The 20,322-nt window shown below is 69.4% G+C and carries 19 protein-coding genes; all 19 read left to right on the top strand.

Going from position 1 to position 20,322, the window contains the following annotated elements:
* Positions 1 to 79 precede the first annotated feature (79 nt).
* The 19 genes from CVV76_RS11545 (at position 80) to dctP (ending at position 20,304) form a co-directional block, all read left to right on the top strand.
* Positions 80 to 1,123, top strand: a complete 1,044-nt coding sequence (locus tag CVV76_RS11545; RefSeq protein ID WP_102224798.1) for an ABC transporter ATP-binding protein — start codon at positions 80 to 82, stop codon at positions 1,121 to 1,123.
* Positions 1,120 to 2,178, top strand: coding sequence for an ABC transporter ATP-binding protein (locus CVV76_RS11550; protein ID WP_102224799.1), 1,059 nt, complete (start codon positions 1,120 to 1,122; stop codon positions 2,176 to 2,178). Before CVV76_RS11545 ends, CVV76_RS11550 begins: the two co-directional genes overlap by 4 nt.
* Positions 2,175 to 3,431: a carbohydrate kinase family protein gene (locus CVV76_RS11555; protein WP_102224800.1), complete on the top strand. Its 1,257-nt coding sequence runs from the start codon at positions 2,175 to 2,177 to the stop codon at positions 3,429 to 3,431. The genes CVV76_RS11550 and CVV76_RS11555 overlap by 4 nt, the downstream gene beginning before the upstream one ends.
* Positions 3,432 to 3,451: 20 nt before the next feature.
* Positions 3,452 to 4,312 (top strand): BtpA/SgcQ family protein, encoded by an 861-nt coding sequence (locus CVV76_RS11560; RefSeq protein WP_233192822.1) that lies wholly within the window; start codon positions 3,452 to 3,454, stop codon positions 4,310 to 4,312.
* A gap of 9 nt (positions 4,313 to 4,321) precedes the next feature.
* Positions 4,322 to 5,212 carry a PfkB family carbohydrate kinase gene (locus tag CVV76_RS11565; protein WP_102224802.1) on the top strand — a complete coding sequence of 297 codons (891 nt, stop codon included), beginning with the start codon at positions 4,322 to 4,324 and terminating at the stop codon, positions 5,210 to 5,212.
* Between the two features lie 149 nt (positions 5,213 to 5,361).
* Complete coding sequence (locus CVV76_RS11570) at positions 5,362 to 6,423, top strand: LacI family DNA-binding transcriptional regulator (RefSeq protein WP_102224803.1); 1,062 nt, start codon at positions 5,362 to 5,364, stop codon at positions 6,421 to 6,423.
* Between the two features lie 51 nt (positions 6,424 to 6,474).
* Positions 6,475 to 7,239 carry a glutamine amidotransferase gene (locus tag CVV76_RS11575; RefSeq protein ID WP_102224804.1) on the top strand — a complete coding sequence of 255 codons (765 nt, stop codon included), beginning with the start codon at positions 6,475 to 6,477 and terminating at the stop codon, positions 7,237 to 7,239.
* Positions 7,236 to 8,084 (top strand): ATP-binding cassette domain-containing protein, encoded by an 849-nt coding sequence (locus CVV76_RS11580; RefSeq protein ID WP_102224805.1) that lies wholly within the window; start codon positions 7,236 to 7,238, stop codon positions 8,082 to 8,084. Before CVV76_RS11575 ends, CVV76_RS11580 begins: the two co-directional genes overlap by 4 nt.
* Before the next feature lie 18 nt (positions 8,085 to 8,102).
* Positions 8,103 to 9,089, top strand: a complete 987-nt coding sequence (locus CVV76_RS11585; protein WP_102224806.1) for an autoinducer 2 ABC transporter substrate-binding protein — start codon at positions 8,103 to 8,105, stop codon at positions 9,087 to 9,089.
* 70 nt (positions 9,090 to 9,159) lie between these two features.
* The gene (locus CVV76_RS11590; RefSeq protein ID WP_102224807.1) at positions 9,160 to 10,161 is read left to right on the top strand and encodes an ABC transporter permease; all 1,002 of its coding nucleotides are present in this window, start codon (positions 9,160 to 9,162) and stop codon (positions 10,159 to 10,161) included.
* Positions 10,158 to 11,126, top strand: coding sequence for an ABC transporter permease (locus tag CVV76_RS11595; RefSeq protein WP_102224808.1), 969 nt, complete (start codon positions 10,158 to 10,160; stop codon positions 11,124 to 11,126). Before CVV76_RS11590 ends, CVV76_RS11595 begins: the two co-directional genes overlap by 4 nt.
* A 5-nt stretch (positions 11,127 to 11,131) precedes the next feature.
* Entirely contained in the window at positions 11,132 to 12,445 is a 1,314-nt protein-coding gene (locus CVV76_RS11600; protein ID WP_102224809.1) for a M20 family metallopeptidase, read from the top strand.
* 463 nt (positions 12,446 to 12,908) lie between these two features.
* Complete coding sequence (locus CVV76_RS11605) at positions 12,909 to 14,444, top strand: ABC transporter substrate-binding protein (RefSeq protein WP_102224810.1); 1,536 nt, start codon at positions 12,909 to 12,911, stop codon at positions 14,442 to 14,444.
* A 38-nt stretch (positions 14,445 to 14,482) separates the two neighbouring features.
* The gene (locus tag CVV76_RS11610; protein WP_102224811.1) at positions 14,483 to 15,490 is read left to right on the top strand and encodes an ABC transporter permease; all 1,008 of its coding nucleotides are present in this window, start codon (positions 14,483 to 14,485) and stop codon (positions 15,488 to 15,490) included.
* Positions 15,483 to 16,379, top strand: a complete 897-nt coding sequence (locus CVV76_RS11615; RefSeq protein ID WP_102224812.1) for an ABC transporter permease — start codon at positions 15,483 to 15,485, stop codon at positions 16,377 to 16,379. Before CVV76_RS11610 ends, CVV76_RS11615 begins: the two co-directional genes overlap by 8 nt.
* A 10-nt stretch (positions 16,380 to 16,389) precedes the next feature.
* Entirely contained in the window at positions 16,390 to 17,274 is an 885-nt protein-coding gene (locus CVV76_RS11620) for an ABC transporter ATP-binding protein (protein ID WP_102224813.1), read from the top strand.
* The gene (locus CVV76_RS11625; protein ID WP_102224814.1) at positions 17,267 to 18,109 is read left to right on the top strand and encodes an ATP-binding cassette domain-containing protein; all 843 of its coding nucleotides are present in this window, start codon (positions 17,267 to 17,269) and stop codon (positions 18,107 to 18,109) included. Before CVV76_RS11620 ends, CVV76_RS11625 begins: the two co-directional genes overlap by 8 nt.
* Before the next feature lie 24 nt (positions 18,110 to 18,133).
* Positions 18,134 to 19,270 carry a dienelactone hydrolase family protein gene (locus tag CVV76_RS11630; protein ID WP_102224815.1) on the top strand — a complete coding sequence of 379 codons (1,137 nt, stop codon included), beginning with the start codon at positions 18,134 to 18,136 and terminating at the stop codon, positions 19,268 to 19,270.
* Positions 19,271 to 19,320: 50 nt separating this feature from the next.
* Positions 19,321 to 20,304: a TRAP transporter substrate-binding protein DctP gene (gene dctP, locus CVV76_RS11635; protein WP_158243142.1), complete on the top strand. Its 984-nt coding sequence runs from the start codon at positions 19,321 to 19,323 to the stop codon at positions 20,302 to 20,304.
* The last annotated feature ends 18 nt before the right edge of the window (positions 20,305 to 20,322 follow it).

The following is a 20,322-nucleotide window of genomic DNA, read 5'->3' on the forward strand; positions in this document are numbered from 1 at the left end:
TTTGATTGAACCGGTTCAATAGCAAATATAAGAGTCGATTCGTCAAGCCTCCACACCCGTCGCCGCACAGGAACCCCGGTTGTCCGAGACCCCACCCGCCCAAGACGCCGACACATCGGCCCCGGTACTCTCGATCCGCGACCTGACGGTGCGGTTCGGGCAGGCGGCGCCCGTGCTCGACGGGATCGACCTGGACATCGGACGGGGAGAGCTGCTGTGCGTCGTCGGCGAATCCGGCTCGGGCAAGAGCGTGACGGCGCTGGCCGCGATGGGGCTGCTGCCCCCCGCAGCGCAGATCTCAGCCACGCGGATGATGCTTGGCGACAAGGCGGGCGATGTCGACCTTGCCGGTCTGGGCGAACGACAGCTGGAGCGTCTGCGCGGCAACCGCATGGCGATGGTGTTCCAGGAGCCGATGACCTCGCTCAACCCGGTGATGACGATCGGCCGTCAGATCGCCGAGCCGCTCATCCGTCACCACGGGCTTGACGCCGGTGAAGCCCGGACCCGTGCGCTGGAGATGCTTCGACAGGTGCACGTGCCGGCGCCCGAACAACGCTATGCGCAATATCCGCACCAGCTGTCCGGCGGACTGCGGCAGCGGGTGATGATCGCGATGGCGCTGGTCTGCCGGCCCGCCCTTCTGATCGCCGACGAACCCACGACCGCGCTCGACGTCACGATTCAAAGCCAGATCCTGCGGCTGATCGACGAATTGCGGGCCGAGCTGGATACGGCCGTGATGTTCATCACCCATGACCTGGCGGTGGTCTCGGAAATCGCCGACCGGGTCGCGGTGATCTACGCCGGGCGGATCGTCGAGGAAGGCCGCCGCGCGCAGATCTTCGAGGATCCGCAACACCCCTATACACTGTCGCTCTTTGCTTCGATGCCACGACTCGTGGCCGAGGACGTGAGCGGTGGTGGGCGGCTGGCCCCGATCGGCGGGCAAGTCCCGGCGCCTGGGAACATGCCCGCCGGCTGCCGCTTCGCCCCGCGCTGCCCCTTTGCCGTGACGCGCTGCATGGCAGAGGTTCCACCGCTCGCCGCGCCTGCCGGATCCGCGGGCGACGGCCACCGCGTCGCCTGCTGGCGCGCCCCGCTGGAGGAGACCCTCGGATGACCCCACCGATCCTGGAACTATCCGGCCTGACCAAGTCCTACACCGCTGGCGGGGCCGCCGTGGCCCACGTGGTAGGCGGTGTCTCGCTTAAGGTCGGACGGGGGGAGACCTATGGCCTTGTGGGGGAAAGCGGGTCGGGCAAATCCACCATTGGCCGCCTCTCGCTGCGGCTGGTCGAGGCCGATGCGGGAACCATCCGCTTCGGCGGCATCGATCTGCGCGCCCTCTCCGGCCGCGAACTGAAGCGCTTGCGCCGACGCATGCAGATCATCTTTCAGGACCCTTTCAGCTCGCTCGACCCGCGGGTGCGGATCGGCACGGCGCTGGCCGAACCCATCCGCCTGCACCGCCTGCGCCGGGGTGCAGAAGTCGACCAGCGGGTCGAGGAACTGCTGGCGACGGTGGGCCTGTCACCCGCGCACCGGCACCGCTACCCGCACGAATTCTCGGGCGGGCCGCGCCAGCGCATCGCCATCGCCCGCGCGCTGGCGGTCGAGCCTGAGCTGATCGTTTGTGACGAGGCGGTCTCGGCCCTTGATGTCTCGATCCAGGCACAGATCCTGAACCTGCTGGAGGATCTGCAGCGCGACCTGGGCGTCTCCTACCTCTTCATCTCGCACGACCTTGGCGTTGTGCGGCACATGGCGGCGCGGATCGGCGTGCTTTATGCTGGTCGGCTGGTCGAGGAAGGCCCGGCGGAGACGATCTTCGCCGACCCGCGCCACCCCTACACCCGGATGCTTCTGGCCGCGGCGCCACGCCTCTTCGCGGGTCCGGGCGCCGCCCCCCGGACCGAGATCGCCGGCGCGCCGCCAAGCCCGTTCGACCTGCCCCCGGGCTGCGCCTTCGCCTCGCGCTGCCCCTTCGCCGAAGCGCGCTGCCGCACCGAGGCGCCGGGGCCCGACAGCTATCGCGACGCCGGCCGTCGCGCCGCCTGCTGGCGCTCGGCGGAGCTGCCGCCCCAGGCAGCGGAGGAGAGCACCGCACGGATGAGCCCGGCCTTCCGGCGCCGCCTCGACCTGTTGCACACCGCCCGGCGGGAGGCGCTGGCATGACCCGGCGTCCGACACCGGGCCCGGCGCTCCGCCCCGCCCTCGGCCGCCCCGTCGCCCGGCGCGCCACCATCGCCGACGTCGCCCGGCTGGCCGGCGTCGCGAAGGGGTCGGTGTCGAACTACCTGAACGGGCAGGTCCGGCTGTCCGACGACCTGCGCCGTCGCATCGCCGAGGCGATCAGCGCGCTCGATTACCGCCCCGCCGATATCGGCCGGTCGCTGACCTCGCGGCGCCGCGGCGCCTTTGACGTCTCGAAAATCGCTCCAGGGATGCCGCTGCTGACCGTGGTGGGGCATGTCAGCGTCGATTTCATGGTGCGGCTCGACCGGCTGCCAGACCCGCAGGGGCGCCAGGTCGCGCAGGAGATTTCCAAGGCGATCGGCGGGCCGGCCGCGAACGTCGCGGCCCTTGCCGCCGGGCTTGGGGGCGGGTGGCCCGTCGCGACCTCGCTCCTCACCGCGATCGGCAACGATGTCGACAGCGACTGGGCCCGGGCCGAGCTTGCCGCGCGCCGGGTCGAGGTCATCGCCTCGTCCGGCGCGGCCGACGGGCGGCTTGCCCGCGCCATGGTGATGGTGGAACCGGGCGGCCAGCGCACAATCGTGGCCGAACCGGTGCAGGTGGCCGAGATCGACCTGGGCGAATTCATCGCCAGCCATGCCCCCGGGCCGCGCCGCTGGTGCCTGCATTTCGAGGGCTTCCAGGTCGCTGCCCGGCTGGCGCAGGTCCACGCCGCGCGGCGCGCTGGGTTCCTGACCTCGACTCACACCACCGGGATGGATTCGGCCTGGTTCCGCGCCCATGTCGATGAGCTTCTGACACTTTTCGACCTTGTCGTGGTACAGCGCGAAACGCTGGACGGTGCGCGCCCCGATGCAGCCATGAGCTGGCTTTCCGAGGCCCTCTCCCGCCAGGAGGCACCGGCGGCCCGGGTCGTCGTCTCGCTCGGGCGGGACGGCGCCGCCTGCCTTGGCCCGTCGGGCGAAACCGCGCGATGCCCCGCCCGCCGCGACAGCGCGATCGACGAGACCGGCGCCAATGACGCAATCGTCGGCACGTTGCTGGGCCTGTGGCTGCATGGCGCCGCGATCGAGGAGGCCCTGCCCTTCGCCGTGGCCAGCGCCGACCGCGTCGCCACCCGCCTCGGCTCTCAGGAACTGCGCCCCACGGCGGCCGAGCTGGGCGTCGACGACCTGCTCGTCCCGGCCGACACCCTGCCCGATCCCGCACCGATGCCCCCGCCCCCCGCGTGATGTTTCAGGAGGATACCCACGTGAACGCCCCCGCCACCACCCCGCAACCCGTCTTCATCCCCAAGCCCAACGTGATCGAGGCGCTATTCGGCCGCCGCAAGGTGGCGATCGGGGTGATCCACGCCATGGCTCTGCCCGGATCGGCCCGCTACGATGGTGCGCCGATGCGTGAAATCTACGACCACGCCACCGCCGAGGCGCAGCGCTACCGCGACAACGGCATCGACGGCGTCATCGTCGAGAACCACGGCGACATCCCCTTCGCCAAGCCCGAGGAGATCGGTCACGAGACCGCCGCGGCGATGGCCGTGATGACTGACCGGGTGCGCGCCGCCGTCGGCGGGCCGGTAGGGATCAACGTGCTGGCCAACGCCCCGATCACCGCGCTTGCCGCGGCCAAGGCCTCCGGTGCCGATTTCATCCGCGTGAACCAGTGGGCCAACGCCTATGTCGCGAACGAAGGGTTCATGGAGGGCCGCGCCGGCGCCGCGACGCGCTATCGCGCCTGGATCGGGGCGCGCGACGTCAAGGTCTTTGCCGACGTGCACGTCAAGCACGGCGCCCATGCCATTGTCGCCGACCGCCCCCTGCACGAGATGGCCCGCGATGCCGAATTCTTCGATGCCGACGCGCTGATCGTCACCGGCCAGCGCACCGGCGATGCCGCAGACCCGGCAGAACTCAAACACTTCGCCGACCACTCCGCCCTGCCGCTCCTGGTGGGCAGCGGCGTCACCGGCGAGAACGTGACCGGTATTCTCCAGCATGCCGACGCGGTGATCGTCGCCAGTTCCCTGAAGGAGAACGGGCAATGGTGGCATCTGGTGGACCCCGGGCGCGTTCGGGCTTTCATGGAGGTGGTGGCGCGCATGCGGGGATAGGGCACGACCATGCGCGACGAGACCCCCATGATCCACGTGCTGGGAAATGCCACCGTCGACCTGACGCTGAACCTTTCCACCCTGCCCCTCGCGGGCGAGACGGTGCTTGCCCGCACCCTCGCCCGCGGACCCGGGGGCAAGGGCCTGAACCAGGCCGTCGCGGCCGCGCGTGCCGGGGCGCAGGTGCGGCTGATCGCGCCGGTGGGAACGGATGCCGAGGCGCGCATTCTCACCCTTGCGCTGAAGGCCGAACCGGGCCTCGAGACCCGCTGGCGCCGCGCCGACCACCCCACCGACCTGTCCTGCATCTGGGTCGCCGAGGATGGCGAGAACATGATCGCCTCGACCGCGCATTGCGCTCGGGCGATCGGGCCGGACGAGGTGCCGGAACTGCTAGGCGACCTGCTGCCTGACGACATCCTTGTGGTCCAAGGCAATCTCGGCGAGGAAACGACCCGCGCCGCCTGCATCTATGCCCGCGCGGCGGGCACGCTCGTGCTGTTCAACACCGCGCCGATCGACTGGCCCGCGGAACGCACCGCGGCGCTGGCGGATATCGTCGTCAGCAACCTCCCCGAGGCCGAGGCGATCACCGGCAGGGGCGGCCTGCCCGCGGCCCGCGCGCTGGCCGCGATCGCCCGGCGCGCCGCAATCGTCACCCTTGGGGCCGAGGGCGCGATCCTCGCCGATGCGCGGGGCGAGACCCGCCTGCCGGCGCCCAGGGTCACCGCTCGCGACACCTCCGGCGCGGGCGACACGGCAGTGGGCTACCTCGCCGCGGCGCTGGCCCGGGGCGAGGAACTTATCCCCGCCGTCCGCCTGGCGCTCGCGGCCGCCTCGCTCTCGGTCACGCGCGACGGAATCTTCGGTGCGATTCCCCGCCGGGAGGAGCTTGGCTGACCCCTCCCCGGCCCCGGGGCGCATGCGCAATGTCCCCGCCGCCGTTTCCACCGCCAGAAATTTCAGCACCCGGGAATCTCTGGCCGAATTTCGGTAATCGCTTTATGAAACCGGTTTACTAAACCGCTTTACCAATTCGAGGATAGGGTATGACGAAAGCACCCGGCAAAACCGCAAGGCTCAAGGACGTCGCGCTGCGCGCGGGGCTGGCGCCTGCGACGGTGTCGCGGTTCCTCAACCAGTCGATCACGCTGCCCGACGAGACCGCCCAGCGGATCCGCGCGGCCATCGCCGAGCTGAACTACCGCCCGAACCCGATCGCACGGTCGCTGTCGCGCGGCCGGTCGGACACCATCGGCCTTGCCCTGCCGGACATCGCCAACCCGTTCTTCAGCCACCTTGCCGCCGCTGCGGAGGTCGCGGCGCGGGCCGGGGCGCGCACCGTCGTCCTGTCGTCGACGATGAACACGCTCGAGGGCGAGATCCGCACCTTCGACCGCCTTGGTCAGGGGCTGTTCGACGGGCTGCTGTTTGCCACCAACCACATCGACGAGGACGGCACGCTGGCCCGTCTCGTCAATGCCAATGCCGGCCGGGTGGTGCTGGTCGACGAGGATATCCCCGACAGCCGGGTGCCCAAGGTCTTTTCGGACAACGTGCAGGGCGGGCGCCTCGCGGGCGAGGCGCTGACCGATGCCGGCCACCGGACGATCGCCTATATCGGCGGCCCCGACCGTCTGATGAGCACGATCGAACGCGGCGCGGGGCTGGCGCAGGCCATCCGCGCCGCCGGGCCCGACGCCCGCGTGGCGGCAGAGCTGACCGGCGACTACACCCACGAACACGGCCGCCGCGCCATGCGCCGAGTGCTCGACACGATGCCCGAGGTGACAGGCGTGTTCTTCGGCAGCGACACGATCTTCATGGGCGCGCTCGAGGTGCTGCGCGACGCGGGGCTGCGGCTGGGGCGCGAAATCTCGGCGGTGACCTTCGACGACGCGGCGCCGCTCGGGTTCCTCGACCCGCCGGTCACCGCGATCCGCCATTCGATCGACCGGATCGCCGCCGAGGCCTTCGCCCTGCTGGAGGAGGCAATCACCACGACGGGATCCGACGGCGCGATTGCGCCGCGCACACTGCGCATCCCGGTGGCCTGCATTCCCCGCGCCTCGGTCGGCCCACCGCCGCGCGCCGGCAGCCCGCCACGCTGACCTGCCCGCCGGGCAGGCCAGACGCCAGACATCACAGGAAGAAGGTCCGAAATGGTTAAGAACGTATTGCTCCTAGGGGAAAGCTGGCTGACGGCCGAGACCCACTACAAGGGTTTCGACCAGTTCAACAGCGCCGCCTATCACCTTGGGGGCGAGCCCTTCGTCACCGCGGTCGAGGGCGAGGAATTCCATGTCGACTACATGCCCTCGCACGAGGCGGTGACCAGGCTGCCCTATACCCTCGACGGGCTGACGGCCTGGGACATCATCGTGATCTCGGACATCGGGGCGAACACCCTTCTGCTGCCGCCCGATGTCTTCCTGCGCAGCCAGCCGCGGCCCAACCGCCTCAAGCTGCTCCGCGACTGGACGCTGGGGGGCGGCGGGCTGATGATGATCGGCGGCTACCTCACCTTCCAGGGCATCGACGGCAAGGGCCGCTGGGCCCGCACCCCGGTCGAGCAGGTGCTGCCGGTGACCTGCCTGCCCCATGACGACCGGATCGAGGTGCCAAACGGCTTCTCGGCGGAGCTGACCGGCCCCGAGGGCCACCCGCTGGGCGAAGGTCTCTCCGGCGAATGGCCGCTTCTGCTGGGCGCCAACGAGATCGTGCCGAAGCCCGGCGCCGAGGTGATCGCCCGCCTGCCCGAGGAGGAGGGCGGCCACCCGCTGCTGGCCTGCGGAACCTATGGCGAGGGGCGGTCGATCGCCTGGGCCTCGGATGTCGGGCCGCACTGGGTGCCGCAGACCTTCATCGACTGGCCGGGCTACCAGCAGCTCTGGCTCAACTGCCTGCGCTGGCTGAGCGCGAAATGACGCCCCCGCCCGCCCCCCAGGTTCTGCCCGAGGATGCGGTGTCGGCGGCCGTTCCGCCCCCGGGCACGCCGCTGGTCGAGGCCCGCGGCATCACCCGGCGCTTCGGCGCGCTGACCGCGCTTGCCGGGGTCGATCTGGATATCCGCGCGGGCGAGGTTCTGGCCCTTCTCGGCGACAACGGGGCGGGCAAGACCACCTTCGTCAAGGTGCTGGCCGGGGCGCATCCGGCCAGCTCCGGCACGCTCAGGATCGGCGGCGAGGCGGTACAGTTCGCCTCGCCCAAGGACGCCGCGCGCGCCGGGATCGCCACGATCTACCAGGAGCTGGCGCTGTCGGAAAACCTGACCGTGGCCGAGAACGTCTTTCTCGGGCAGGAGCTGACCCGCCGGATCCTTGGCGTGCCGTTCCTCAGGCGGGCCGAGATGCGCAGCCGGGTCGCCGGACTTCTGCGCACGCTCGACGCGCATATCCACGATACCCGGGCGCTGGTCGGCGGATTGTCGGGCGGGCAGCGGCAGGCGGTCGCCATCGCCCGGGCGCTGCACCTCAAGGCGCGGGTCGTGATCATGGACGAACCCACCGCCGCGCTGGCCGTGGCCGAGACCCGCAAGGTCCTGTCGCTGGCCCGGCGGCTGGCCGAGCAGGGCTGCGCCGTAGTCCTGATCAGCCACAACATCTCGGACGTGTTCGAGGTGGCCGACCGGATGTGCGTGTTCCGTCGCGGCCACAAGATCGCCGAGCGCACCCGGGCCGAGACCGACCCGGACGAGATCGTTTCCCTCATCACCGGCGCCCACCCCGCTGCGCGGGCGATCGATGAACAGCACAACAACAGGCGCGGCTAGACCAACAGAGGAAGACCCATGCAGAAACGAACTTTCGTGTCGATGCTGGCCGGGGCGGCGCTTGCCCTCGGCGCGCTGCCCGCGATGGCGCAGAAGGAACCGTCGGTCGCCTTCGTGCCGCAGCTGATCGGCATCCCCTATTTCAACGCGATGGAGGCCGGCGGCAAGGCCGCGGGCAAGGACCTTGGCGTCAAGTTCACCTACACCGGGCCGGTCAGCGCCAACCCGGTCGACCAGATCCAGATCGTACAAAGCCTGATCGCGCGCAAGGTCGACGCGATCGCGGTCAGCGTGATCGACGCCTCGCAGATCGCGCCGCTGGTCAAGGCGGCCAAGGCCGCGGGCTCGACCCTGTTCACCGCCGACAGCGACGCCGCCGACAGCGGCCGCGCGGTCTATGTCGCCCAGGCGACCGACCAGGGGCTGGGCTACACGCTGATCGACGAACTGGTGAAGCGGGTGGGCGACAGCGCCACCATCGGCATCGTCTCGGGCGATCCGACCTCGGCCAACCTGAACGCCTGGATCGGCTTCATGCAGAAGCGGGTGAAGGAGAAATACCCCAAGGTCACCCTGCTCAAGCCGCAATACGCCGGCGGTACGTCGGAACGCGCGGCGCAGCTGACCTCCGACCTGATCTCGGCCCATCCCGACCTGAAGGCCGTGATCTCGGTCGCCTCCTCGACCTGCCCGGGCGTCGGCCAGGCAATCGAGACGGCGGGCAAGACCGGCCAGATCATCGGCACCGGCTATTGCAGCCCCAACACCGCGCGGTCCTACATCAAGAGCGGCGCCTTCGGGTTCACCGTGCTCTGGGATCCCTACAAGCTTGGCTACCTGACGGTCTGGGCCGGCAAAGAACTGGCCGAGGGCAAGACCTTCAAGGCCGAGAACAAGGTGCCGACCTTCCCGAACCCCGTCGCCTATGATGCCAAGACCGGGATCCTGCTGCTCGGCAAGCCCGCGGTCTTCACCAAGGAGAACGTCGACAAGTTCGACTTCTGACCCGCGGCGCCCGGCCACGGCCCTTCGCGGCCGGGCGTCCCCTGCCGCACCCCATTCCGGGAACCCCGAGATGACCGAGACCCCGACACGCCGCGCGGGCTGGCAGCTGCCGCCCTGGCTCGACGACAGCGGACGCGAACTGGCGCTGGTGCTGGCCTGCATCGTGGCCATCGCGGTGTTCAGCATGGCCAGCCCGTTCTTCCTGACCGCATCGAACCTGATGACGATCCTGCGCAACAGCTACGAGCTGCTGCTGGTGGGGCTGGCGATGACCTTGCTGATCGCGATGGGCGCGGTCGACATCTCGATCGGCGCGGCGATGGGGTTCTGCGCCCTCTTCGTGGGCTATGCGCTGCTCGCCGGTCTGCCGCTGATCGTGGCCATCCTCGTAGGCTGCCTTTCGGGCGCAGCGGCGGGGCTGGTCGTCGCGCTGGTGGTGGTCGGCGCCGGCATCCCCTCGATCGTCGGCACGCTGGGCCTGATGGGGGTGATCCGGATGGCGATCTACCTGCTGCTCGGGGGGCAGTGGATGTCGGGCATTCCCGACGGGCTGACCCGGATGCTGGCGGCGGCGCCGGGGGGCCTGCCCGTCGCGGTCTGGGTGATCGCGATCGTCTATCTCGCGGTCTGGGTCGCCCTGAGGCGTACCGGCTTCGGCCTGCATATCCTCGCCATCGGCAATTCCGAGGCCAAGGCGCGGCTTCAGGGCCTTCCGGTGCTGCGGCTTCGCTTCATCACCCATGTCGTCAGCGGCGTGCTGACCGGAATCGCCGCGGTCTACTACGTCGCCACCTACCGCAACGTCACCATGGCCGTGGGCAGCGACATCGGCCTTGAGGCGATCGCGGCCGTGATCCTGGGCGGCAGCGCGATCACCGGCGGCAAGTGCAGCATCATCGGCACCGCCCTGGGCGTCGCCCTGCTGCGCATCCTGCAGAACGGCCTGCTGCTGATCGGGGTGCCCTCGCTCTGGCAGACCGTCGTCACCGGGGCGCTGCTGCTGGGCGTGCTGGCGGCCGAGGTCGGCAGCGGAAGCCTGCGCGGCCTGGTCCGAGAAAGGGGGGCGGCATGAGCGTCGGCCTTTCCACAGAGCGCCTGCACGGCCTGCGCAGTCACCTTGTCATCCTGATGCTGGCGGCCCTGTGGGTGCTGTTGCTGGCAGGGGTCGCGCTGACCCAGCCGTGGATCCTGTCGGGCTATACCGTCACCTCCGTCCTTCAGTTCACGACCCTCCTCGCCCTCGTCTCGCTGGGTCAGGGGCTGGTGGTGATCGGCGGCTCGGGCGTCGACCTGTCAGTGGGCGGCAACGTCTCGCTCTCGGCGATCCTCGGCGGGCTTGCGCTGCAGGCGGGATGGCCCGCCTGGACGCTGCCGCTGGTCTGCACCGCAAGCGGCCTTCTGCTCGGGGCCTTCAACGGGCTTCTGGTGACGCGGCTGCGGATCACCCCGCTGATCCTGACGCTGGGGTCGTTCTACCTGTTTTCCGGACTGGCGCTGGCGCTGACCAACGGCGGCACGATCCCGGGGGTGCCCGCCTGGCTGACCGGCTGGGGCCGCGGCACCTGGGGCGTGATCCCGGCGCCGTTCCTGGTACTGGTGGTGCCCGCCTTCGCCCTGGGCATCCTGGTGCTGTGGCAGACGTCCTGGGGCCGTTGGATCTATGCCATGGGCGCCAGCGAACGCGCCGCGCACCTCTCCGGCATTCCCGTCGACCGGCTGCGGATGGCGATCTTTTCCGTGACCGGCGCGCTCTGCGGCCTTGCCGCCTTCGTCTCGCTCGCCTGGCTTGGCAGCGCACGGCCCAACATCGGCCTGAACCTGGAGCTGGAGGCGCTGACCGCCGCCATGCTGGGCGGTCTTGCGATCGCCGGCGGGCGCGGCGCGATGCCCGGCGTTCTGGCCGCCGCCCTGCTGATCGTCACGCTCAAGACGGTGATGCTGCAGGCCGGCCTCGATACCGTCTGGCAGGTCGGCACCATCGGCCTGTTGCTGATCGCCGCCCTCTTCGTCGACCGCTACGCCTTGCACAAGGGATGACACCTATGACCGACTTCGACCGCATTTCAGGATGGCTCGACGACCACGCGGACACGCTGGCCCGAACCCTGTGCGAGATGATCGACTTCCCCTCGATCGTGAAGGCCGACCCGACCGAGGCCGGCCCGGGTGAGCGCGACTGCCAGCACTACCTCAAGGCCCGGCTGGAGGCGATGGGCATGGAAACCGACCTGTGGGAGCCCGACGGCCCCGCGCTCTACGCCAAGTACGAGGGGCGCGCCGGCGCCCACAAGGGCCGCACCTTCGACGGCCGGCCCAACCTGGGCGGCGTGCTGCGCGGCACCGGCGGGGGCAAGTCGCTGATGCTGACCGGTCACATCGACGTCGTGCCGCCCGGCCCCGCCGAGCACTGGAAGACCGACCCCTTCAAGGCCGAGGTGATCGACGGCCGGGTGCATGGCCGCGGCGCGGTCGACATGAAGGGCGGGGTGGCCGCGATGCTGCTGGCGGTCGAGGCGCTGCATGCGCTCGACATCCGCCTGAAGGGCGACATCGTCTTCACCACCGTGGTCGACGAAGAGATCGGCGGTATGGGATCGCTGGCCATGGTCGACCGCGGCTTCCGCGCCGATGCCGGCATCATGACCGAACCCACCGACAACCGCATCGCCCCGCTCTGCCACGGCATCCTGTGGGGGCGGATCATCCTTGACGGGATCGGCGGCCATGCCGAGCTGGTGCCGAAATCCTGGGATGCGACCGGCCCGGTCGACGCGGTACAGCTGGTGCGCCAGATGCTCGACGGCATCGACATCCTGAATCGCCGCTGGCAGTGGGATCCGCGCAAGAACCACCCGCTGATGCCCCTGCCCAACCAGGTGATGGTGACGCAGATCAACGTGGGCGAGCATCCTGCCTCCATCGCCGGGCGCGGGGTCATCACCTTCGACGCCCAGTACCTGCCATCGGAGCATGACGAGGTGAACCTCGGCGGCCGGGTCAAGCGCGAGATCGAGGAGCACATCGCCAGGATCTGCGAGGCCGACCCCTACCTGCGCAAGGTGCCCGCACGGGTGGAGTGGATCCTCGATGCCGATTGCGCCGAGGTGCCGCAGGATCATCCCTTCGTCACGGCGTTCCAGGGCGCCGTGTCGGACGCCGCGCTGAACCCGGCGCTGGACGGGTTCGGCGCGCATAGCGACATCGGCCTGCCGACGACCCTCGGGGGGACGCCGACGGTCAACTTCGGGCCGGGCGACCCCGGCTTCGCGCACCAGCCGAACGAACAGGTGCCGGTGGCCGACCTCGTCGCCTGCGCCAAGGCGATCGCCTTCGCGCTGATGCGCTGGTGCAACTGACCGGCGCCCCCGCCTGATCGGCCACCCGCCTGCCTGGCTGCAGTGCCGGGCTGACGCGGCCGACCATCGGTCGCCTCGTCCCTCCCCGCCTCCAAGATGCGTTGCCGCGCCGGGCCCCCCTGTGCCCGACCTGTGCCCCGCGTATGCCCGGCGTGTTCCCGGCGGGCCGCCCTTGCGCGGGGCCTGAGCAACCTGCTCCCCTGACCCATGGGCGGTGCTTTCCAAGGCACTCGCCCGGTCCCCGTGCCTGCTTTTACGGCAGCCCCGAAATCCGGCAGTTCTTTTGCGCCGGGCACAGAAATGTTTTGCCATGCGCTCGGAAGTTATTTTAACCTTAAACCAATACGGCGCAGAATCTGGACGCCGTTCCACCGGATGTCACGCAGAGGACACCGGTCAGAAAAGGCGTTCTCCGCACCGGTGACGCGACCGGTCGGACCGCCGCAACAGCGGAGAAACGACCATGCCGAACACGACGAGACGGGACTTTCTGCAACTCACCGGCGCGGGCCTCGTGCTGGCGGGCCTGCTGCGCGGACAGGTCGCCCACGCGGCCGACAGCGACATCGTGACCATCGCCTACAACGTCAACCTTCCCGCCTGGGATCCGACCGTCGGCCCCTCGGCGGTGAACCCGACGATCCAGGCGATCTACCGTGCGGTCTTCGACCAGTACATCGGCCAGAAACCCGACCTGTCGTTCGAGCCGGGCCTGCTGACCGACTGGGGCTGGAACGCGGACAAGACCAAGATCCACATGACGGTGCGCGAAGGCGTGAAGTGGCACGACGGATCCGACCTGACCCCGGAAGACGTGGTCTGGTCGCTGCAACGCGCCGCCGATCCCAAGACCGGCAATCCGATCCAGTCGGTCTGGGCGACGATGGAGAATTTCACCACCGACGGCCAGACGATCCACGCCGATCTGAAAAGCTACGACCCCACCCTTTTCGAATGGATGGCCTTCCTCACCGGCTATGTCCTGCCCAAGGCCTATTACGAGAAGGTGGGCCCCAAGGGGTTCGAGGCGAAGCCGATCGGCACCGGCCCCTACATGGTGGACGAATTCCAGTCGAACGGCTTCCTCCGGCTGAAGGCGAACCCGCATTACTGGGGGCCGAAGCCGGCCTTCCAGACGGTGGTGTTCAAGTTCGTCCTCGACGCCACCAGCCGCGTGGCCGAGGTGCAGAGTGGCGGGTCGGACGTGACGTTGCAGATCCCGTATGAGGATTACGACCGCCTGACCAAGGGCGGCAAGTTCTCGGGCACCTGCGAGCCGGTATCGGACATCGGCATGATCTTCATCACCAATGTCGAGCCGCTGCTGGACAAGAACGTCCGCCTTGCCGCGACCCACGCGGTGGACAAGAAGGCGATCATCAAGCGCCTTCTGCGCGGCTATGGCGTTCCGATCGACACGCTCGAGGCGCCGGGCTACGCCGCCTATGATCCGTCGATCAAGGTGCCCTACGATCCCGAGATGGCGAAGAAGCTTCTGGCGAAGAGCGGGTTCTCGCCCGAGAAGCCGGTGAAGGTGAAGATCCAGACCACCCGCGGCTACATGCCCAAGGATTACGAGATGATCCAGGCCATCGCCGGGATGTGGAAGAAGGTGGGCATCGAGGCCGAGATCGAGGTCTACGAGATCGCCCAGCATTTCCAGCTGCGCGCGGCGCACAAGCTGGCGCCGTTCGCCTTCTACAACTGGGGCAACGCCATCGGCGATCCGGCCACCTCGACCGGCTTCGCGATGTTCGGGCCCTCGTCGAACTCGGCCTGGAAGACCAAGGACCTCGACGCCAAGATCGCCCCGCTCTGGGGCGAAAAGGACGAGGCCAAGCGGATCGCGGGCTGGAAGGCCGTCGACAAATACATCGCCGAAGAGGGCTATGTCCTGCCGCTCCTGCAATACGCCCAGCCGATCGTGTTCCGCAAAGGCCTCAAGGTGACGCCGAACAAGTCCGAGGCGCTTGAGCCCACGCTGATCGCCAAGGCCTGATCGGAGGCCGTGGGGGGCACCGGCGAACGGATGACAGGATGACAGCCGTCAACCTTCTCACAAGGCTTCTCGCCGCGGCGCTGACGCTGTTCGGCGTCGCGGTGGTGACGTTTGCGCTGCTGCGCGTGGTGCCGGGCGACCCGATCGCGATGATGATCGGGCCGGGCGCGACCAAGGCCGATATCGCGCAACTCAGGGCGAATTACGGACTGGACCGGTCCATTCCGGTGCAGTTCGCGATCTGGCTGCGGCACGCGGCGGTGGGCGATTTCGGCACCTCCATCTCGATGCGGCAGGACGTGACCCACCTGATCGCCACCCGCCTGCCAGCGACGATCGAGCTGACGGCGCTGGCCCTCGTGCTGGCGCTGATCCTCGGCATCGGCGGTGCGGTCGCCTCGGTCCTGCCGCGCCGGCGCTGGCCGGGCACGGCGCTGGAAACCGGCAACGGCCTACTGCTGGCGATCCCCGATTTCGTCTGGGGGCTGGCGTTCGTTCTGCTGTTCGGCGTGGCCTTCCCGGTCCTGCCGATCTCGGGCCGGGTGGACCCGTCGCTGCCCATCCACTTCGCCACCGGCTTCGTGCTGGTGGAAAGCGTGCTTCGGCTGAGGTTCGACATCCTCGGCGACGTGCTGGCGCACATGATCATGCCGGCGATGGCGCTGGCGCTGCCGCTGGCGTCGGTCATCCTGCGCAGCCTGCGCGGCGCATTGGAGACGGAGGCCCGGCAGGATTACGCGCTGCTCGCCCGGATCCGCGGACGCTCGCGCCTGCAGGTGGTGACGGGCGAGGTGCTGCGCAACGCCATGGTGCCGACGCTGGCGCTGACCGGGGTGCAGTTCACCTTCATGTTCGGCGGCACGGTGATCGTGGAACGCATCTTCGGCTATCCCGGCATCGGCAACCTTGCCATCGACGCCATCATCAACCGCGACCTGCCGCTGATCCAGGGGCTGATCCTGACCTTCGGCGCGCTGTTCATCGTGATCAACCTCTGCGTCGAGGCCTGTTTCGTCCTGTTGAACCCGAGGCTGCGCCATGGCTGACAGAAGCGCGACCCTTGACCACGCCTCCCCCCCGCCGCGCCGCGCGGGCCGCGCCCGGCGCCTGCTGGCCGAGCCGCGGGTCCTTCTGGCGGGCGGTTTCCTCCTGCTCCTGCTGATCGCCGCGCTGGCCGCGCCCTGGCTTGCCCCGCACGACCCGACCGCGCAGGACCTCATGCTGAACGAGATCCCCCCGGGGTGGAGCCCGGATGCCGAACCGGGTTATTGGCTGGGCACCGACAGCCTTGGCCGGGACGTGCTGTCGCGGCTGATCTGGGGCGCACGCGTGGCGCTGTTCGTGGCGGTGGTCTCCGCTGTCTGCGCCGGGGTGATCGGCACCGTGCTGGGGCTGGTCGCGGGGTTCTTTGGCGGCTGGGCCGACACGATCGTCTCGCGCCTCGTCGACATCTGGATGGCGTTTCCGCCTGTCCTCCTCTCGATCCTGCTGGTCGCGGTGATCGGCAGCGGCCTGACCTCGGTCATCCTCGCCATCGTCGTTATCGACTGGACCCGCTTCGCCCGGGTCGTCCGGGCCGAGGCGATGCAGCAGCGCCGGATGGAATATGTCGACGCCGCCGTCACCCTCGGCATGGCGCGCGGGCGCATCCTGTGGCGCGAGGTGCTGCCCAATGTCCTGCCCGTGGTGCTGGTGCTGATGAGCCTGGAGATGGGCATTGCCGTGATCGTCGAGGCGGTCCTGTCCTTCGTCGGCCTCTCGGTCGCCTCGGGCCTGCCCACATGGGGCGGGATGATCGCCGATGGCCGCCAGATCATCTACGAGGCCTGGTGGGTCATGGTCTTTCCGCTGATCGCGCTGGTCCTGACCGTGCTGTCGTTCAACCAGTTCGGCGACGGCCTGCGGCGCGTCCTCGACCCGATGGCGCGGCGATGAGGGCCGGACGATGAGCGCGCTTCTGGAAATCGACGGGCTGAGCGCCGCCCTGAAGGCACCGCCGCGCGCGCCGCTCCTGCGCGGGGTGTCGTTGGGCGTCGCGCCGGGAGAGGTGCACGGGCTGGTCGGCGAAAGCGGCGCGGGAAAATCCACCATCGGCAAGGCGATCCTGGGCATCCTGCCGCAGGCGATCGCGGTAACCGGGGGTGCGATCCGCTTCGACGGGCAGGACCTGCTGACCCTGCCGCGCGCCCGGCTCGACCGGCTGATGGGCAGCGAGATCGCGTTGATCCCGCAGGATCCGATGACCGCGCTGAACCCCGCGCGGCGGATCGGGGCGCAGCTGACCGACGGCCTGCGCCTGCGCCGCGGGCTCAGAGGGGGGGAGCTTCGGGCCCGCGCCGTGCTGGCGCTGGAGGACGTGCAGATCCCCGACCCGGAGGCGGTGCTGCGCCGCTATCCGCATGAGCTTTCGGGCGGGATGCGCCAGCGGGTCCTGATCGCGGCCGCCTTCGCCATGGGTCCGCGCCTGATCATCGCGGACGAGCCGACGACCGCCCTCGACGTGACCGTGCAGAAGGAGGTGCTGCGGCTGATCCGCCAGATGCAGCGGCGCCACGGCACGGGGGTGATCTTCGTGACCCACGACCTGGGCGTGGTGGCGCAGATCTGCGACCGGATGACCGTTCTCTATTCCGGCATGGTGGTGGAACAGGGGGCGGCGGCCGAGGTGCTGGCGAACCCCGCCCATGCCTATACCCGCGCCCTTCTGGCCGCGAGCCCACGCCACGACCGGCCCGACGCCGGCCTCGCCCCTGTGCCGCCGGAGGTGATCGACGCGCTTCGGGCCGAGGTTGCCCGCTTCGGTGCCGGCAGGAGGACGGGCGATGGCTGAGACCACCCCCCTCGTCGAGGCCCGCGCGCTGGAGCTGGAGCTGCCCGACATGAACGCGCCGCGCGGGTTCGGGCCCCGGCCGAGGGTGCGCATCCTGCACCCGGTCTCCCTCACCCTCCGCCGGGGGGAGATCCTGGGCATCGTGGGCGAGAGCGGTTCGGGCAAGACATCGCTCGGGCGCACGCTTCTGCGCCTGCATGAACCGACCGGCGGGGCGGTTCTGTTCGACGGCAACGACATCACCCACCGGTCCCAGGCGGACCTGCGCATCCTGCGCCCGCGGATGCAGATGATCTTTCAGGATCCGCAATCCTCGCTCAATCCGCGCAGGCGGGTGGCGGCCAGCCTGTCTGCCGCGCTCGACCTCGGCGCGCCGGGGCTGCGCGGCCCCGCCCGCCGCGCGGCGCTGGAGGAGGCGGCGCGGGCCGTCGGCCTTGACCCCGCGCTGATCGACCGGTTCCCGCACGAGCTTTCGGGCGGCCAGCGCCAGCGCGTGGGCATCGCCCGTGCCATCGTCACCCGCCCCGATTTCGTGCTGGCGGACGAGGTGGTCTCGGGCCTCGACGTCTCGACCCAGGCGCAGGTTCTGGCGCTTCTGAAACGGCTGGCGGCGGAGATGGGCCTCGCGCTCGCCTTCATCAGCCACGACCTCTCGGTGATCCGCGCGCTCTGCGACCGGGTCTGTGTCATGCGCGCCGGGCGGATCGTCGAACAGGGACCCTGCGCCGCGCTCTTCGAGGCGCCGCAGACCGATTACACCCGCATCCTGCTGGACGCGATCCCGCTGCCGGTGCCCGACCCGGGCTGGCTGGAGCGGGGCGCGCCCGCACGCTGACCCGCACGCTGAGAGGAGAGGAAAATGAGCGAGACCATCACCATTCCCGCCGCCGGCGGCACGATCGGGGCCTACCTTGCCCGGCCCGCGCAGGGGTCGGCCCCCGGGGTCGTGCTGCTGGGCGGCACCACGCCCGACGCGGCGATGCGGCAGATCGCCGACCTGCTGGCCGAGGAGGGTTATGTCACGCTGCTGCCCACGCTGACCCAGGGCGACCCGGCGCTGGTGCTGACCGAGGTGGCGGTGGCGATCGGGCATCTGCGGGGGCTCGACGGCGTGGCCGGCAAGGTGGGCGTCGTGGGCCATGCCGAGGGCGGACTGCTGGCCTATCTCGCCGCGGCCCGGACCGGGGCGGATGTCGCGGTCGGCTACGCCCCCGCGGGGGTGGAGGACTACCTGGCCGAGGCGGCGGGGCTGAAGGCGCCCGTCCTTCTGCATCTTGCCGGCGATGGCGCGGAGACAGTGCTTGCCGCGGCGAAGACCGCGCCGATGCTGCGCGCCTATGGCTACGAGGGGCAGGCCGCGGGTTTCGCGATCCCGGGGGATGCGGCCTATGACCTGCCGGCCGACACCATGGCCTGGACACGCACGCTGGCCACGCTGAAGGGTGTCATGGGTCCGGTCTTCGACATCGAGGAGCTGTGGGACCTGCACACCTACCACGAGTTCGCCACCCGCGACGTCGGCGCCACGATGGACACGATGGTGCCCGAGCCGCATGTGAACCACGTCCCCACCATGACCGGCGGCACCGGCAATGCCGAGATGCGCCGCTTCTACGGCTACCATTTCGTCAACAGCAACCCGGAGGACACCCGCCTGATCCCGATGTCGCGCACCATCGGCGCCGACCGTGTGGTGGACGAGATGCTGTTCTGCTTCACCCACACCTGCGAGATCGACTGGATGCTGCCCGGCGTCGCCCCCACCGGCCGCTACGTCGAGATCCCGCTGGTCGGCATCGTCGCCTTCCGCGGCAACAAGCTGCTGAGCGAACACATCTACTGGGATCAGGCCTCGGTGCTGGTGCAGGTCGGCCTGCTCGATCCCGCGGGCCTGCCCGTCTCGGGCCACGAACAGGCCGAGAAGTTCATGGATGTCACCCGCCCCTCGAACACGCTGATGGCCGCATGGGCCACCAGCGCAGACAAGCCGATCTGACACCCCCGATCGCCACGCACACCCCGTCTTTCCAAAGGAGACCATCCGACATGAAGACCCTTCCCCTTCTCGCCGCCGCGCTGAGCGGCCTCGTCGCCCTCGGCGGGCCGGCGCTGGCCGCCGAGCAGACGATCAACGCCGTCACCTTCGTCCCTGCGCAGAACTCCTTCGCCGTCAGCTTCATGAAGTTCGTCAAGGAGGTGAACGAGAAGGGCAAGGGGATCGTCCACATCAACGTGCGCGGCGGGCCCGAGGTGATCCCCAGCGGCCAGCAGGGCGATGCGCAGAAAAGCGGCCTGATCGACATGATCGAGACGCCTGCCGGCCTCTACCTCAACCTCGTGCCCGAGGGCGAGGCCTTCGCCGCCTCGACCAAGTCGCCCGAAGCGGTGCGCGCCAACGGCGGCTGGGACCTGATGCAGAAGATCTATGCCAAGAAGGGCAACGCGCATCTTCTGGCGCATATCGACTCGGGTGCCGGGTTCAACATCTTCACCGTCGACAAGCCGGTGATGACCGCCGACGGCGGCATCGACTGGACCAAGCTGAAGATCCGCGCCTCGCCGCTCTACCGCACCTTCTTCACCAACCTCGGCACCACGGTGATCGTGCAGTCGCAGAGCGAGGTCTACACCTCGCTGGAGCGCGGCGTGGTCAATGCCACCGCCTACCCGATCCAGGGCTTTCACAACTACGGCTGGGACAAGTTCGTCAAGTACCGGGTCGACCCGTCGTTCTTCCAGACCGACGTGCTGATCTCGATGAACCTCAAGAAGTGGAACAGCCTGAGCCCCGAGGCGCAGAAGATCCTCACCGACGTGTCGATCGGGTTCGAGAAGGAAAGCCGGGCCGACACCATCGCCGAGACCAAGAAGGAAGGCGACGCGATGATCGCCGCGGGCCAGACGGTCGTGACGCTGACCGGCAAGGGCAAGGCCGAATTCCTCGACAAGGCCGCCGCCGCCAGCTGGGAGCGGATGGAGAAGCGCGACCCGACCTACATCCCGCAGCTCAAGAAGTTCTTCACGCAGTAACACCCCCGGGGCCGGCGC

Source organism: Acidimangrovimonas sediminis (assembly GCF_002871005.1).
Lineage (GTDB): Bacteria > Pseudomonadota > Alphaproteobacteria > Rhodobacterales > Rhodobacteraceae > Acidimangrovimonas > Acidimangrovimonas sediminis.